Source organism: Pseudomonas sp. FW305-7 (genome assembly GCF_058786735.1).
The window spans coordinates 143,711-156,997 of sequence record NZ_JBYSZA010000003.1 but is presented as its reverse complement, the minus strand read 5'-3'; the positions used below and the strand labels follow the sequence as shown (position 1 = coordinate 156,997).

The 13,287-nt window shown below is 58.4% G+C and carries 17 protein-coding genes; 10 read left to right on the top strand and 7 right to left on the bottom strand.

What is annotated here, in order from left to right; translation table 11 throughout:
- Positions 1-141: 141 nt before the first annotated feature.
- The 5 genes from lptB to AC3WMT_RS05965 are packed head-to-tail and all read right to left on the bottom strand — an operon-like array spanning position 142 to position 3,479.
- The gene (lptB, locus tag AC3WMT_RS05985) at positions 142-867 is read right to left on the bottom strand and encodes an LPS export ABC transporter ATP-binding protein (protein WP_007953572.1); all 726 of its coding nucleotides are present in this window, start codon (positions 865-867) and stop codon (positions 142-144) included.
- Positions 867-1,412: a lipopolysaccharide transport periplasmic protein LptA gene (gene lptA / locus AC3WMT_RS05980; protein WP_103303117.1), complete on the bottom strand. Its 546-nt coding sequence runs from the start codon at positions 1,410-1,412 to the stop codon at positions 867-869. The genes lptB and lptA overlap by 1 nt, the downstream gene beginning before the upstream one ends.
- Positions 1,399-1,971, bottom strand: a complete 573-nt coding sequence (gene lptC, locus AC3WMT_RS05975) for an LPS export ABC transporter periplasmic protein LptC (RefSeq protein ID WP_103303116.1) — start codon at positions 1,969-1,971, stop codon at positions 1,399-1,401. Before lptC ends, lptA begins: the two co-directional genes overlap by 14 nt.
- An 8-nt stretch (positions 1,972-1,979) precedes the next feature.
- Entirely contained in the window at positions 1,980-2,504 is a 525-nt protein-coding gene (locus AC3WMT_RS05970; protein WP_103303115.1) for a KdsC family phosphatase, read from the bottom strand.
- The gene (locus tag AC3WMT_RS05965; protein WP_047299779.1) at positions 2,505-3,479 is read right to left on the bottom strand and encodes a KpsF/GutQ family sugar-phosphate isomerase; all 975 of its coding nucleotides are present in this window, start codon (positions 3,477-3,479) and stop codon (positions 2,505-2,507) included. It lies immediately after the preceding gene.
- A 275-nt stretch (positions 3,480-3,754) separates the two neighbouring features.
- Between AC3WMT_RS05965 and AC3WMT_RS05960 the strand changes: the two genes are divergently transcribed.
- The 10 genes from AC3WMT_RS05960 to hisC all read left to right on the top strand — a co-directional run bounded on the left by AC3WMT_RS05960 (position 3,755) and on the right by hisC (position 11,727).
- The gene (locus AC3WMT_RS05960; RefSeq protein ID WP_103303114.1) at positions 3,755-4,564 is read left to right on the top strand and encodes an ATP-binding cassette domain-containing protein; all 810 of its coding nucleotides are present in this window, start codon (positions 3,755-3,757) and stop codon (positions 4,562-4,564) included.
- Positions 4,564-5,361, top strand: coding sequence for a lipid asymmetry maintenance ABC transporter permease subunit MlaE (gene mlaE / locus AC3WMT_RS05955; RefSeq protein ID WP_103303113.1), 798 nt, complete (start codon positions 4,564-4,566; stop codon positions 5,359-5,361). Before AC3WMT_RS05960 ends, mlaE begins: the two co-directional genes overlap by 1 nt.
- Positions 5,361-5,828, top strand: coding sequence for an outer membrane lipid asymmetry maintenance protein MlaD (mlaD, locus tag AC3WMT_RS05950; RefSeq protein WP_007967220.1), 468 nt, complete (start codon positions 5,361-5,363; stop codon positions 5,826-5,828). Before mlaE ends, mlaD begins: the two co-directional genes overlap by 1 nt.
- Positions 5,829-5,839: 11 nt before the next feature.
- Positions 5,840-6,493: an MlaC/ttg2D family ABC transporter substrate-binding protein gene (locus AC3WMT_RS05945; protein ID WP_103303112.1), complete on the top strand. Its 654-nt coding sequence runs from the start codon at positions 5,840-5,842 to the stop codon at positions 6,491-6,493.
- Positions 6,490-6,795, top strand: a complete 306-nt coding sequence (locus AC3WMT_RS05940; protein WP_103303111.1) for an STAS domain-containing protein — start codon at positions 6,490-6,492, stop codon at positions 6,793-6,795. Before AC3WMT_RS05945 ends, AC3WMT_RS05940 begins: the two co-directional genes overlap by 4 nt.
- Positions 6,796-6,911: 116 nt before the next feature.
- Entirely contained in the window at positions 6,912-7,151 is a 240-nt protein-coding gene (locus tag AC3WMT_RS05935) for a BolA family protein (RefSeq protein WP_007912386.1), read from the top strand.
- A gap of 22 nt (positions 7,152-7,173) precedes the next feature.
- Complete coding sequence (murA, locus tag AC3WMT_RS05930; protein WP_103303110.1) at positions 7,174-8,439, top strand: UDP-N-acetylglucosamine 1-carboxyvinyltransferase; 1,266 nt, start codon at positions 7,174-7,176, stop codon at positions 8,437-8,439.
- Positions 8,440-8,573: 134 nt separating this feature from the next.
- Positions 8,574-9,209: an ATP phosphoribosyltransferase gene (gene hisG, locus AC3WMT_RS05925; RefSeq protein ID WP_007967226.1), complete on the top strand. Its 636-nt coding sequence runs from the start codon at positions 8,574-8,576 to the stop codon at positions 9,207-9,209.
- A gap of 125 nt (positions 9,210-9,334) precedes the next feature.
- A complete protein-coding gene (gene hisD, locus AC3WMT_RS05920) occupies positions 9,335-10,672 on the top strand; it encodes a histidinol dehydrogenase (RefSeq protein ID WP_103303109.1) in 1,338 nt (445 codons plus the stop codon).
- Between the two features lie 2 nt (positions 10,673-10,674).
- Complete coding sequence (hisC, locus tag AC3WMT_RS05915; protein ID WP_103303286.1) at positions 10,675-11,727, top strand: histidinol-phosphate transaminase; 1,053 nt, start codon at positions 10,675-10,677, stop codon at positions 11,725-11,727.
- Between the two features lie 76 nt (positions 11,728-11,803).
- Here hisC and AC3WMT_RS05910 read toward each other — a convergent pair whose 3' ends face one another.
- Both AC3WMT_RS05910 and AC3WMT_RS05905 read right to left on the bottom strand, forming a co-directional pair.
- Positions 11,804-12,214: a hypothetical protein gene (locus AC3WMT_RS05910; RefSeq protein WP_103303108.1), complete on the bottom strand. Its 411-nt coding sequence runs from the start codon at positions 12,212-12,214 to the stop codon at positions 11,804-11,806.
- 341 nt (positions 12,215-12,555) lie between these two features.
- Positions 12,556-13,275, bottom strand: coding sequence for a DUF4198 domain-containing protein (locus AC3WMT_RS05905; RefSeq protein ID WP_103303107.1), 720 nt, complete (start codon positions 13,273-13,275; stop codon positions 12,556-12,558).
- Positions 13,276-13,287: the final 12 nt, after the last annotated feature.

The following is a 13,287-nucleotide window of genomic DNA, read 5'->3' as shown; positions in this document are numbered from 1 at the left end:
TACAGGGCGCCGGAGCGCCAAACTTAAGCAAATTATATGCCTGAAACTGAAGTGTTTGCCTAGAGCGCTGTAACAATTAAAGCGTATTAAATCCTGCTTGAATCGATACAGCACCCGGGCGGCTCACCGGGCACTTTGCGCTTACAGGCGGAATTCGTGGCCCAGATACACTTCCTTGACCAGATCGTTGGCCAGGATGGTCGCGGAGTCACCTTCGGCGATCAGTTGACCGTCGTTGACGATGTAGGCGGTTTCGCAGATGTCCAGCGTCTCACGCACGTTGTGGTCGGTGATCAGTACACCGATGCCCTTGGCCTTGAGATGGTGGATGATCTGCTTGATGTCGCCGACCGAAATCGGGTCGACACCGGCGAACGGTTCGTCGAGCAGGATGAATTTTGGCGCAGTCGCCAGAGCACGGGCGATTTCCACCCGGCGGCGTTCACCACCCGACAGGCTCATGCCGAGGTTGTCGCGGATGTGGCTGATGTGGAATTCCTGCAGCAGGCTTTCCAGCTCTTTGCGACGGCCGGCCTTGTCGAGCTCCTGACGGGTCTCGAGGATGGCCATGATGTTGTCGGCCACCGACAGTTTGCGGAAGATCGATGCTTCTTGCGGCAGATAGCCGATACCGGCCTTGGCGCGGCCATGCATTGGCTGGTGGCTGACGTCCAGATCGTCGATCAGCACGCGACCCTGATCGGCCTGTACCAGGCCGACGATCATATAGAAGCAGGTGGTCTTGCCGGCGCCGTTCGGGCCGAGCAGGCCGACGATCTGGCCGCTGTCGATCGACAGGCTGACGTCACGCACGACCTGGCGGCTTTTATAGGCCTTGGCCAGGTGCTGAGCTTTCAGAGTTGCCATTACTGGGTTTTCTCGTCGGTTTTCTTCTTCGGCTGGATCACCATGTCGATGCGCGGACGCGACTCGGTGACCTTGCTGCCGGTAGCGCGACCGGCGCTGGCGAGTTTCTTCACGGTGTCATAGACGATTTTCTCGCCTTGAGTCGTGTTGTTGTCCTTGTCGACAACCTTGGCCTTGTCGATCAGCACAACGCGGTTTTGCGCGGCGTGGTACTGAATCGTCACGCCCCAGCCCTGAACAGGCTTGGTGTCGCCAGCGGTCTGCAGTTGTTCGAAGTAGGCGAGGTTGCCCACCGAGGTCACCACGTCGATGTCACCGGTCGGCGTGCGAGTGATGGTCACGGTGTTGCCGGTAACCTTCATCGAGCCCTGAGTGATGATGACGTCGCCTTTATAAGTGGCAATGCCATTCTTGTCGTCCAGTTGGGCGTCGTCGGCCTGGATGCGGATCGGCTGTTGCTGATCGTTCGGCAGAGCCCAGGCGCTCACGCTTCCCAGTGCTGCGCCCAGACTGAGCAAAATAGGGAGGGTTTTAACGAGCCTCATACTGTCCTCTTACGTTCGATAGCAGGTGTATCCTGCTTTCCTTCAGATACGCTTTCATTCCCACGCCAGTCGATACACCGCCAGCGCCGTCGATTCTAACGGGTTGCTCGGTCTGCGCATATTGTTCCTGCGGGAACACGGTCATGCGCGTGGAGGTAACCAGCAAATCGCGGTTTTGCTCATCGGTGCGCTTGATGCGTACCGAATCGATCAATTCGACCTGGGTGCCGCCCGAATTCACTTCGCCGCGCTCACTGGTCACATGCCACGGAAATTCCGTCCCGCGGTACATGTTCAGGTCAGGCTTGGTGACCAGCGTGATGTCGGTCGCCTTGACGTGCTCGGCCTTGTCGGAGGTCATTTCATATTGCACTTTGCCGTCCGGCAGGTATTGCAGGGTATGCGTATTGGTTGCATACCAGTCGATAGGGGTTTCGACGGACGTGACCGGAGGCTTGTCGAGGAAGCGTTCCGGGCTGATGTTCCAGTAGCCTACCGCAGCGAATATCGCCGCGATGCAGCCGAACAGCAGGAAGTTGCGAAATTTTTTGCTAAACATGGTTTGGCTCACAGGTACGCGGCGTTGGCCGCATCAAGGCGGCCCTGGGCGCGCAGGATCAATTCGCAGAATTCGCGGGCGGCACCTTCGCCGCCACGGGCCCGAGTCACGCCGTGAGCGTGTTCGCGGACGAAATCGGCAGCGTTGGCAACGGCCATGCCCAGTCCCACGCGGCGAATCACCGGCAGGTCGGGCAGATCGTCACCGAGGTAGGCGACCTGTTCATAGCTTAGGCCCAGTTGTTCAAGTAGACCGTCCAGAACCACCAATTTGTCTTCGCGCCCCTGAAACAGGTGCGGGATGCCCAGGTTTTTCGCCCGGCGCTCGACCACGGGGGTTTTGCGTCCGCTGATGATGGCGGTCTGTACGCCGGCGTTCATCAGCATTTTGATGCCTTGGCCGTCGAGCGTATTGAATGTCTTGAATTCACTGCCGTCCTCAAGGAAATACAGACGTCCGTCAGTGAGGACGCCGTCGACGTCGAAAACTGCCAGTTTGATGGCTTTACCGCGATGCAGCAGATCGGTGCTCATTTACATCACTCCTGCGCGCAGCAGATCGGAGAGGTTGAACGCGCCGACCGGGCGATCTTCCTCATCGACAACGACCAGTGCGTTGATTCGGTGGTCTTCCATGATTTTCAGGGCTTCGGCGGCGAGCATCTCCGGCCGGGCAGTCTTGCCGTGGGCGGTCATGACCTGGTCGATGGTGGCGCTGCGAATGTCGATGCTGCGATCCAGGGTGCGGCGCAAATCGCCGTCGGTGAAGATTCCGGCCAGTTTGCCATCGGCTTCAAGGATTACGGTCATGCCCAGACCCTTGCGGGTCATTTCCATCAGCGCGTCCTTGAGCAGCGTGCCGCGCTGCACTTGCGGCAATTCCTGCCCGGCGTGCATGACGTTTTCCACCTTCAGCAGCAGACGACGGCCGAGGGCGCCACCCGGGTGGGAGAAGGCGAAGTCTTCGGCGGTGAAACCGCGCGCTTCCAGCAATGCCACAGCCAGGGCATCGCCCATGACCAGTGCGGCAGTGGTGGAGGAGGTCGGGGCCAGGTTCAGCGGGCAGGCTTCATGCTCGACGTGTACGTTGAGGTTGACTTCGGCGGCCTTGGCCAGCGGCGAGGCCGGGTTGCCGGTCACGCTGATCAACTGGATGCCCAGTCGCTTGATCAGCGGCAGCAGGGTGACGATTTCGTTGGTCGAGCCGGAGTTCGACAGTGCGAGGATCACGTCATCGCGAGTGATCATGCCCATGTCGCCATGACTGGCTTCGGCCGGGTGTACGAAAAATGCCGGGGTGCCGGTGCTGGCCAGCGTCGCGGCAATCTTGTTACCGACGTGCCCGGATTTGCCCATGCCGACCACCACAACACGGCCCTTGCTGGCCAGAATCATCTCGCAAGCGCGTACGAAATCGGCGTCGATATGGGGCAACAAGCCTTGTACGGCTTCCACTTCGAGGCGGATGGTGCGTTGTGCCGATTGGATCAGGTCGCTGGATTGGCTCATGTCAGAAATCGTATAGCCCGATGAAAAGGCGGCGATTATAGCGGTTATGTTGGAAAGCCTCACGCAAGTTCGTCGTGCTTTGTCATTACTCGTTACCAAAACCCGGGGAAACAGCCGCCAGACCTGTCATATCGCCGAACACGGGCCGGTACAAGCCTTGGGCGCTTGGCCTTTGCAGTGATATAGTTCGCCGCCAGTTCGGCCTGCCCGGGATGTACGTGCTTTTTAAGTAAAGCCAGGCGTCCGAGTGAGAGGCTGCATCGCAAGGAGTTTAGATGAGTGCCGATAACGCCTACGCGGTCGAGCTGAAGGGAGTCTCCTTCAAGCGCGGTGCGCGCAGCATTTTCAATAACGTCGATATTCGCATCCCGCGCGGCAAGGTCACCGGCATCATGGGGCCTTCCGGGTGTGGCAAGACCACGCTGTTACGGTTGATGGGCGCACAGTTGCGTCCGTCCAGTGGCGAAGTCTGGGTCAACGGTCAGAATCTGCCTGCGCTGTCGCGCAGCGATCTGTTCGATGCGCGCAAGCACATGGGTGTGCTGTTTCAGAGCGGCGCACTGTTCACCGATCTCGATGTGTTCGAGAACGTCGCTTTTCCCCTGCGCGTTCATACCCAATTGCCCGAAGAAATGATCCGCGACATCGTTCTGCTGAAATTGCAGGCGGTCGGTCTGCGCGGCGCTATCGAGCTGATGCCCGATGAACTGTCCGGCGGCATGAAACGCCGCGTGGCGCTGGCCCGGGCGATTGCGCTCGATCCGCAGATTCTCATGTACGACGAACCGTTCGTCGGTCAGGATCCGATTGCCATGGGCGTGCTGGTGCGACTGATCCGTCTGCTTAACGATGCGTTGGGGATCACCAGCATCGTGGTGTCCCACGATCTGGCCGAAACCGCGAGCATCGCCGACTACATCTATGTAGTGGGTGATGGTCAGGTGCTGGGGCAGGGCACGCCGGATGAGTTGATGAACTCGGATGAACCGCGTATTCGTCAGTTCATGACCGGCAATCCCGATGGCCCGGTGCCGTACCATTTTCCAGCGACGGATTACCGCGCAGATCTTCTGGGGAAGCGCTGATGCGCAGAATTTCATTAATAGAACGCGTGCGCCGTTTCGGCGAAGCGGCGATCGACGCCATTGCGGTGTTTGGTCGGGCAACGCTGTTCCTGTTTCACGCCTTGTTGGGGCGTGGCGGGATCAGCGGCGGTTTCGGTTTGCTGGTCAAACAACTGCATTCGGTCGGCGTGATGTCGCTGGTGATCATCGTGGTCTCCGGTATTTTCATCGGCATGGTGCTGGCGCTGCAGGGCTTCAGCATTCTGTCGAGCTACGGTTCGGAGCAGGCAGTGGGGCAGATGGTTGCGCTGACGCTGTTGCGTGAACTCGGCCCGGTGGTGACCGCACTGCTGTTCGCCGGGCGCGCCGGATCGGCACTGACCGCAGAAATCGGCAACATGAAGTCCACCGAACAGCTTTCCAGCCTGGAAATGATCGGTGTCGACCCGCTCAAATACATTATTGCCCCGCGTCTGTGGGCCGGTTTCATTTCCCTGCCGGTGCTGGCGATGATTTTCAGCGTGGTGGGTATCTGGGGCGGCTCGTGGGTGGCTGTCGACTGGCTGGGCGTGTATGAAGGCTCGTACTGGGCGAACATGCAAAACAGCGTGAACTTCACCAGTGACGTGCTCAACGGCGTCATCAAAAGTATCGTGTTTGCCTTCGTCGTGACCTGGATCGCCGTATTTCAGGGCTATGACTGTGAGCCCACTTCCGAGGGCATCAGTCGCGCCACCACCAAGACCGTAGTGTTTGCCTCGCTGGCAGTGCTGGGCCTGGACTTTATTCTGACCGCTTTGATGTTTGGAGATTTCTGATGCAAAACCGCACCCTGGAAATCGGTGTCGGCCTGTTCCTGCTGGCAGGGATCCTGGCTTTGTTGCTGCTTGCTTTGCGGGTCAGTGGCCTGTCTCCGACTTCGACCACCGACACCTATAAACTTTATGCCTACTTCGACAATATTGCCGGTTTGACGGTCAGAGCCAAAGTGACCATGGCCGGTGTGACCATCGGCAAGGTCACCGCAATCGATCTGGATCGCGACAGCTTCACCGGTCGGGTGACCCTGCAAGTGGACAAGAAGGTCGACAATCTGCCGACCGACTCCACAGCATCTATCCTGACTGCGGGTCTGCTGGGCGAGAAATACATCGGTATCAGCGTGGGCGGGGAGGACACCCGTCTGAAGGATGGTGGAACCATCCACGACACGCAGTCGTCTCTGGTACTGGAAGACCTGATCGGTAAATTCCTGCTCAATACCGTTAGCAAAGACGCCAAATGAGGAGCTTTTGAATGATCTCTACCTTGCGACGTGGCCTGTTGGTGTTACTCGCGACACTGCCACTGATGGGTACCGCTGTGGCGGCACAGTCGGCGCACGATCTGGTTCAGGACACCACGAACCGGATGCTTTCCGATCTGCAGGCCAATAAAGAGAAGTACAAGCAGGATCCGCAGGATTTCTATACGGCGTTGAACACCATCGTCGGCCCGGTGGTGGATGCCGAAGGTATTTCCAAAAGCATCATGACGGTCAAGTATTCGCGCAAGGCTACGCCGGCGCAGATGCGGACCTTCGAGGAAAACTTCAAGAAAGGCCTGTTTCAGTTCTACGGCAACGCCTTGCTCGAATACAACAACCAGGGCATTACCGTCGATCCTGCCAAGGATGAGTCGGGTGACCGCACCAGCGTTGGCATGACCGTCAAGGGCAGCAACGGCGCGATCTATCCTGTGCAATACACGCTGGAGAAGATCAACGGCGAGTGGAAACTGCGCAACGTGATCATCAACGGCATCAACATCGGCAAGCTGTTCCGTGATCAGTTCGCCGACGCGATGCAGCGCAACGGCAATGATCTGGACAAGACCATCAACAACTGGGCAGGTGAAGTGGCCAAGGCCAAGCAAACCACCGAGCAAGCTGCCGAGAAGCCAGCGCAATGAATGAGGCGGCAGTTCGTATGAGTGATGTCGACGAGCTATTGCTCAGCGGAGTGCTGGACTACCGCACCGGCCCTGACCTGCGCAAGGAAGGTCAGGCGCTGATCAAGTCGAGCAAGGCTGCTTCGCTGGTCATTGATTGCTCGGCAGTGAAGAAGTCCAGCAGCGTCGGTTTGTCGTTGCTGCTGTGCTTCATCCGTGATGCACAAGCCGCCGGCAAAGCGGTCAGCATCCGGGCGATGCCCGAAGACATGCGCGAAATCGCTCAGGTCAGCGAACTGACCGAGCTGTTGGCGCAACCCTGAACCCGCATCGATAAAGAAGCCCCCCGTCAGAGTCCTGCCAATGCGGGGTTCGCAGGCGCGGGGCTTTTTTGTATGATGTCCGACCCGTGCGCACAGGGCGCCGATTGAGGTTGAGCATGCAGGCCGTAGAAGTGAAGAGCTTCCTTGAAGGAAAGCTGCCCGGAACGTTGGTAGAAGTTGAGGGCGAAGGCTGCAATTTCCAGCTGAACGTGATTAGCGATGAACTGGCGGCGTTGAGCCCGGTGAAGCGTCAGCAGCAGATCTATGCCCATTTGAACCCATGGATCACCGATGGCAGCATCCATGCGGTCACTATGAAATTTTTCAGCAGCGCGGCCTGGGCCGAGCGCACCTGAGCCTAAGGGCGTCGAGATTCTTATGGATAAATTGATTATTACTGGTGGCGCTCGTCTTGATGGCGAGATCCGCATTTCCGGGGCAAAGAACTCTGCCCTGCCGATCCTGGCCGCCACCCTGCTGTGCGATGGCCCGGTGACGGTCGGCAACCTGCCGCACCTGCACGACATCACCACCATGATCGAGCTGTTCGGGCGCATGGGCATTGAGCCGGTGATTGACGAGAAGCTCAGCGTCGAAATCGACCCACGCACCATCAAGACCCTGATCGCGCCGTACGAACTGGTGAAAACCATGCGTGCCTCGATTCTGGTACTGGGCCCGATGGTTGCCCGTTTCGGTGAAGCCGAAGTCGCGCTGCCTGGCGGTTGCGCCATCGGTTCGCGTCCGGTCGACCTGCACATTCGCGGTCTCGAAGCCATGGGCGCAGTGATCGACGTCGAAGGCGGCTACATCAAGGCCAAGGCGCCTGAAGGCGGCCTGCGCGGTGCACAATTCTTCTTCGATACCGTCAGCGTGACCGGTACCGAAAACATCATGATGGCCGCTGCTCTGGCCAAGGGCCGCAGCGTGCTGCAGAACGCCGCGCGCGAGCCTGAAGTGGTTGACCTGGCGAACTTCCTCAACGCCATGGGCGCCAAGGTTTCCGGCGCTGGCACCGACACCATCACCATTGATGGCGTCGAGCGTCTGGGTTCGTGCTTCTACAAAGTCATGCCTGACCGTATCGAAACCGGCACCTACCTGGTGGCTGCTGCGGTCACCGGTGGTCGCGTCAAGGTCAAGGACACCGATCCGACCATCCTTGAAGCGGTTCTGGAAAAGCTTCGTGAGTCCGGCGCAGAAATCACCTGCGGTGAAGACTGGATCGAGCTGAACATGCACGGCAAGCGCCCGAAAGCGGTCAACGTGCGCACCGCGCCGTACCCGGCGTTCCCGACCGACATGCAGGCGCAGTTCATCTCGCTCAACGCCATTGCCGAAGGCACTGGTGCCGTGATCGAGACGATCTTCGAAAACCGTTTCATGCACGTTTATGAACTGCACCGCATGGGCGCCAAGATCCAGGTCGAAGGCAACACCGCCATCGTTACCGGTACTGAAGTGCTGAAAGGCGCGCCTGTGATGGCGACCGACCTGCGGGCGTCGGCCAGCCTGGTGATCTCGGCACTGGTTGCCGAAGGCGATACCCTGATCGACCGCATCTACCACATCGACCGTGGTTACGAGTGCATCGAAGAAAAATTGCAGATGCTGGGTGCCAAGATCCGTCGCGTTCCGGGCTGATCGCTGCATCGGGACACAGGGACGTGTCCACTGAATTCGTTTCGAGTCGAGGTTTTCATCCGTGAAAACCTCGATGTGTGTCCGGCGCCGATTGCGACCGGACATGAGTACCTTGATAAGGACTGACGTTTCCCATGTTGACCATCGCACTGTCCAAGGGCCGCATCCTTGACGACACGCTGCCGCTTCTCGCTGAAGCGGGCATCGTGCCGACCGAGAATCCGGACAAGAGTCGCAAGCTGATCATCCCCACGACGCAGGACGACGTACGCCTGCTGATCGTGCGCGCCACCGACGTGCCGACCTATGTCGAGCATGGCGCGGCCGACCTCGGCGTTGCCGGTAAAGATGTGCTGATGGAATACACCGGCCAGGGCCTGTACGAGCCACTGGATCTGCAGATCGCTCAGTGCAAACTGATGACCGCCGGCAAGATCGGCGCCGCCGAGCCCAAGGGCCGTCTGCGCGTGGCGACCAAGTTCGTCAACGTCGCCAAGCGCTATTACGCCGAGCAGGGCCGTCAGGTCGACATTATCAAGCTGTACGGTTCGATGGAGCTGGCGCCGCTGATCGGTCTGGCGGACAAGATCATCGACGTGGTCGACACCGGCAACACCCTGCGCGCCAACGGCCTGGAACCTCAGGAACTGATCGCTACGATCAGCTCGCGCCTGGTGGTCAACAAGGCTTCGATGAAAATGCAACACGCCCGAATCCAGGCGTTGATCGATACCCTGCGCAACGCAGTGGAATCGCGACACCGCGGCTGATCTACCTGCGCGACCCCAGGTCGCGCCGTCTATCCGCCTCATAGCCAGAATTCTCAGGTGCCCAAGCGGATCGAATGATAGTTTCGGGCGCCTGAGTTTTTTGCCATTCCTATGAGGCTCTCGCTATGACCGCACCGACTGCAATTCGCCGACTCAACGCTGCTGACCCGGATTTCGCGCATCATCTGGATCATCTGCTGAGCTGGGAAAGTGTGTCTGACGACTCGGTCAATCAGCGCGTGCTGGACATCATCAAGGCTGTGCGCGAGCGCGGTGACGCGGCGCTGGTCGAGTTCACCCAGAAGTTCGACGGCCTCGAAGTCGCCTCGATGGCCGACCTGATCCTGCCGCGCGAGCGCCTGGAGCTGGCCCTGACTCGCATCACCGTGGCGCAGCGCGAAGCGCTGGAAAAAGCCGCCGCCCGTGTGCGCAGCTACCACGAAAAACAGAAACAGGACTCGTGGAGCTACACCGAAGCCGACGGCACCGTGCTTGGCCAGAAGGTCACACCACTGGATCGCGCCGGCCTCTACGTGCCGGGCGGCAAGGCGTCGTACCCGTCGTCGGTGTTGATGAACGCGATTCCGGCCAAGGTTGCCGGCGTGACCGAAGTGGTCATGGTCGTGCCGACCCCGCGCGGTGAAATCAACGAACTGGTGCTGGCCGCCGCGTGCATCGCTGGTGTTGACCGGGTGTTCACCATCGGTGGCGCGCAAGCGGTTGCTGCTCTGGCTTATGGCACCGAAAGCGTGCCGCAAGTGGACAAGGTCGTTGGCCCGGGCAACATTTATGTCGCCACGGCCAAACGTCACGTATTTGGTCAGGTCGGCATCGACATGATCGCCGGCCCTTCGGAAATCCTTGTGGTCTGCGACGGCCAGACCGACCCGGACTGGATCGCCATGGACCTGTTTTCCCAGGCCGAGCACGACGAAGACGCCCAGGCGATTCTGGTCAGCCCGGATGCCGAGTTCCTCGACAAAGTCGCCGCCAGCATCGACAAACTGCTGCCGACCATGGACCGCGCGACCATCATCGAAACCTCGATCAATGGTCGCGGCGCGCTGATTCACGTGCGCGACATGGCGCAAGCCATCGAAGTTGCCAACCGTATCGCCCCGGAGCACCTGGAGTTGTCGGTCGCTGACCCGCAAGCCTGGCTGCCGCAGATCCGCCACGCCGGCGCGATCTTCATGGGCCGTCACACCTCCGAAGCGCTGGGCGATTACTGCGCAGGCCCGAACCACGTATTGCCGACTTCCGGCACTGCGCGGTTCTCTTCGCCGCTGGGCGTGTACGACTTCCAGAAACGTTCGTCGATCATCTTCTGCTCCGAAGCAGGTGCTTCCGAGCTGGGTAAAACTGCATCGGTACTGGCCCGTGGCGAATCGCTCAGCGCGCACGCCCGCAGCGCCGAATACCGCATCAAAGACGACGACTTTCTTCAAGGGCAGGGGGAATGATCATGAGTAAATTCTGGAGCCCGTTCGTCAAGGATCTGGTGCCTTATGTGCCGGGCGAACAGCCGAAGCTGACCAAGTTGGTCAAGCTCAACACCAACGAAAACCCGTATGGCCCATCGCCAAAAGCCTTGGCGGCGATGCAGACCGAACTCAATGACAACCTGCGCCTGTACCCGGATCCGAACAGCGATCTGCTGAAAAACGCCGTCGCCAAGTATTACGGCGTGCAGAGCAATCAGGTATTCCTCGGCAACGGCTCGGACGAAGTGCTTGCGCACATCTTCCACGGTCTGTTGCAGCACGAGCAGCCGATTCTGTTCCCGGACATCAGCTACAGCTTCTACCCGGTCTATTGCGGGTTGTATGGCATCAAGTTCGACGCCGTGCCGCTGGATGCGCAATTCCGGATCAACCCGGCGGACTACGCCAAGCCGAACGGCGGGATCATTTTCCCTAACCCGAACGCCCCGACCGGTTGCCTGTTGGCGCTGGACGCGGTCGAGCAAATCCTCAAGGCCAGCGCTGATTCGGTGGTGGTCGTGGACGAGGCTTACATCGACTTCGGCGGCGAGACGGCGATCAGTCTGGTGGATCGTTATCCAAACCTGTTGGTGACGCAGACCCTGTCCAAGTCGCGTTCGCTGGCCGGCCTGCGGGTCGGTCTGGCGGTGGGGCATCCGGATCTGATCGAGGCGCTGGAGCGGATCAAGAACAGCTTCAACTCCTATCCACTGGATCGTCTGGCGAATGTCGGCGCGGCGGCGGCATTCGAGGATCGCGAGTACTTCGACAAGACTTGCCGATTGGTCATCGAGAGTCGCGAGTGGGTGATTGCGCAGTTGCAGGCCAAAGGTTTTGAAGTGCTGCCGTCGGCAGCCAACTTCATCTTTGCCCGTCACCCGCAACACGATGCGGCAGGGCTGGCGGCGAAACTGCGCGAGCAGGGCGTGATCGTGCGGCACTTCAAGCAGGAGCGGATTGCACAGTTCCTGCGGATTTCGATTGGTACGCCGGAGCAGAATCAGGCGTTGATCAATGGGTTGGGTGATTTATAACTTTGTAAGTTGATCGTTCCCATGCTGCGTGTGGAACGATCAGCAAAGGTTGGTTTGTATTGCTGTTTTGAATGGTTTATTTGCTCATTTGTTGGACATTAAAATTTCCGTTCAAGATGAGAGCTTTATCAGCATCAAGAAATTCAAAAGTTCCATTTACAGATTTTAAGCCGTTGACTGTCCCAATCACGATGGACGCCCTGCCAAATTTTGGTTCACGGGTATCTTGTTCCGGGAGTTGGTAGGACCAAAACTCTACGACAGGCCCATGATCCAAGTCCGCAGGATAGTCGATGATATGAGCACCATCTCCAAGAGCTGGAGGGAAAGCCAGCGTCACACCCGAATGCTCGTCTTTGCCAGCAAGCATCCAGGGGTATTCTGAACCCGTGAAGGTAAACTGGATTTGTTTGGCCTTAATAGTCAGCCCTTCCGGTGATCTTGCTTCTAACGTACCGGTGCCGTTGCTTGTTTTAGATGACTTCATAACGTTATCCTTTTTTCGTTAATGATTCTGTTTGGGGGCGGAGGGTTCTATTCGTTTTTTCAGTCGTTAGTTTATTTTTATGAGTTAGCGTCTGCCTACTGATAGAAATGACAGTTTTTTAGCTTGATTTGGAATAGGTCGGAGGGTTCTTGCTTCTAAAGAATCAAGTCAGAGTGGACTGTTTTTACTTGGATTCGTAATTCGTAATTCGGAGCGGTAAACGTTAAATGTAAAAGCCCCTACCTCTACCCAATATAGAGAGGATCGATCGAGGGGCATTTCAGTATTTACATCGATCTGAGATATCGAGGTGTTTTGACCGATTGGGTGGGTGACTCCGCTTACTCGTGATGTGGCTCGCCAAGGAATGTCAGCGAACTGAACAACCCACGACTGTCCACATCAGTGCTGTTCTTCACCGGTACCTCAACCTGCGCCGCAATCACATTCAACCCTTCATTACGCACCAGCACTTGCGCACGCCCATCCATGTCCGTCTCGGTGCTCAAGGTGTTCGGCGCACTGCGATAATCGCCAATCAGTTTCACCCCCGCCGCCGGTTTGCCATCGAGCAACACCTGCACCGGCAATGAATTCCCCGGGCCAACAGTCAGCGGATCAACCTCCGGCAGAATCAGCAATTTGATCTGATCCAGTTTCGGCAGCTTCGCCCCCGGCTGATAAATCGCCAGGCTGTATTTGAACGTCTCCGTCGCCTCGACAGCGCCGGGGACTTTGCTGCGTCCTTCGTTGATCCACTTCTTGTCGGCGGTTTGCGACCACATGCCGTTATTCAATGCCACGGCCATAACCGCAGGCGACTTCAATGGTTTTAGCCGTGCGTGATCCGCCAGGCGCTCGACGCTGACCGGAATCATTTTGCCGCCCGCGTCATATGCCCAGGCACCACTGATCTTCTGCGCCTTGAACGCGTTGTCTTCAGCGCCATGGCCGTAGATCACTTCGATATTGCCGCGTCGTTGTTCGGTCCACAGGCCGTGGGCCGAGACTTGGCCGGCGAACAGCGCGGCGATGAGCACGAGGGTTTTGCCGTATTGCATGGGGGCTTCCTT

Coding starts and splice junctions, on each gene's coding strand:
- lptB (WP_007953572.1), bottom strand. CDS start 867: ATGGCAACTCTGAAAGCTCAGCACCTGGCCAAGGCCTATAAAAGCCGC.
- lptA (WP_103303117.1), bottom strand. CDS start 1,412: ATGAGGCTCGTTAAAACCCTCCCTATTTTGCTCAGTCTGGGCGCAGCA.
- lptC (WP_103303116.1), bottom strand. CDS start 1,971: ATGTTTAGCAAAAAATTTCGCAACTTCCTGCTGTTCGGCTGCATCGCG.
- AC3WMT_RS05970 (WP_103303115.1), bottom strand. CDS start 2,504: ATGAGCACCGATCTGCTGCATCGCGGTAAAGCCATCAAACTGGCAGTT.
- AC3WMT_RS05965 (WP_047299779.1), bottom strand. CDS start 3,479: ATGAGCCAATCCAGCGACCTGATCCAATCGGCACAACGCACCATCCGC.
- AC3WMT_RS05960 (WP_103303114.1), top strand. CDS start 3,755: ATGAGTGCCGATAACGCCTACGCGGTCGAGCTGAAGGGAGTCTCCTTC.
- mlaE (WP_103303113.1), top strand. CDS start 4,564: ATGCGCAGAATTTCATTAATAGAACGCGTGCGCCGTTTCGGCGAAGCG.
- mlaD (WP_007967220.1), top strand. CDS start 5,361: ATGCAAAACCGCACCCTGGAAATCGGTGTCGGCCTGTTCCTGCTGGCA.
- AC3WMT_RS05945 (WP_103303112.1), top strand. CDS start 5,840: ATGATCTCTACCTTGCGACGTGGCCTGTTGGTGTTACTCGCGACACTG.
- AC3WMT_RS05940 (WP_103303111.1), top strand. CDS start 6,490: ATGAATGAGGCGGCAGTTCGTATGAGTGATGTCGACGAGCTATTGCTC.
- AC3WMT_RS05935 (WP_007912386.1), top strand. CDS start 6,912: ATGCAGGCCGTAGAAGTGAAGAGCTTCCTTGAAGGAAAGCTGCCCGGA.
- murA (WP_103303110.1), top strand. CDS start 7,174: ATGGATAAATTGATTATTACTGGTGGCGCTCGTCTTGATGGCGAGATC.
- hisG (WP_007967226.1), top strand. CDS start 8,574: ATGTTGACCATCGCACTGTCCAAGGGCCGCATCCTTGACGACACGCTG.
- hisD (WP_103303109.1), top strand. CDS start 9,335: ATGACCGCACCGACTGCAATTCGCCGACTCAACGCTGCTGACCCGGAT.
- hisC (WP_103303286.1), top strand. CDS start 10,675: ATGAGTAAATTCTGGAGCCCGTTCGTCAAGGATCTGGTGCCTTATGTG.
- AC3WMT_RS05910 (WP_103303108.1), bottom strand. CDS start 12,214: ATGAAGTCATCTAAAACAAGCAACGGCACCGGTACGTTAGAAGCAAGA.
- AC3WMT_RS05905 (WP_103303107.1), bottom strand. CDS start 13,275: ATGCAATACGGCAAAACCCTCGTGCTCATCGCCGCGCTGTTCGCCGGC.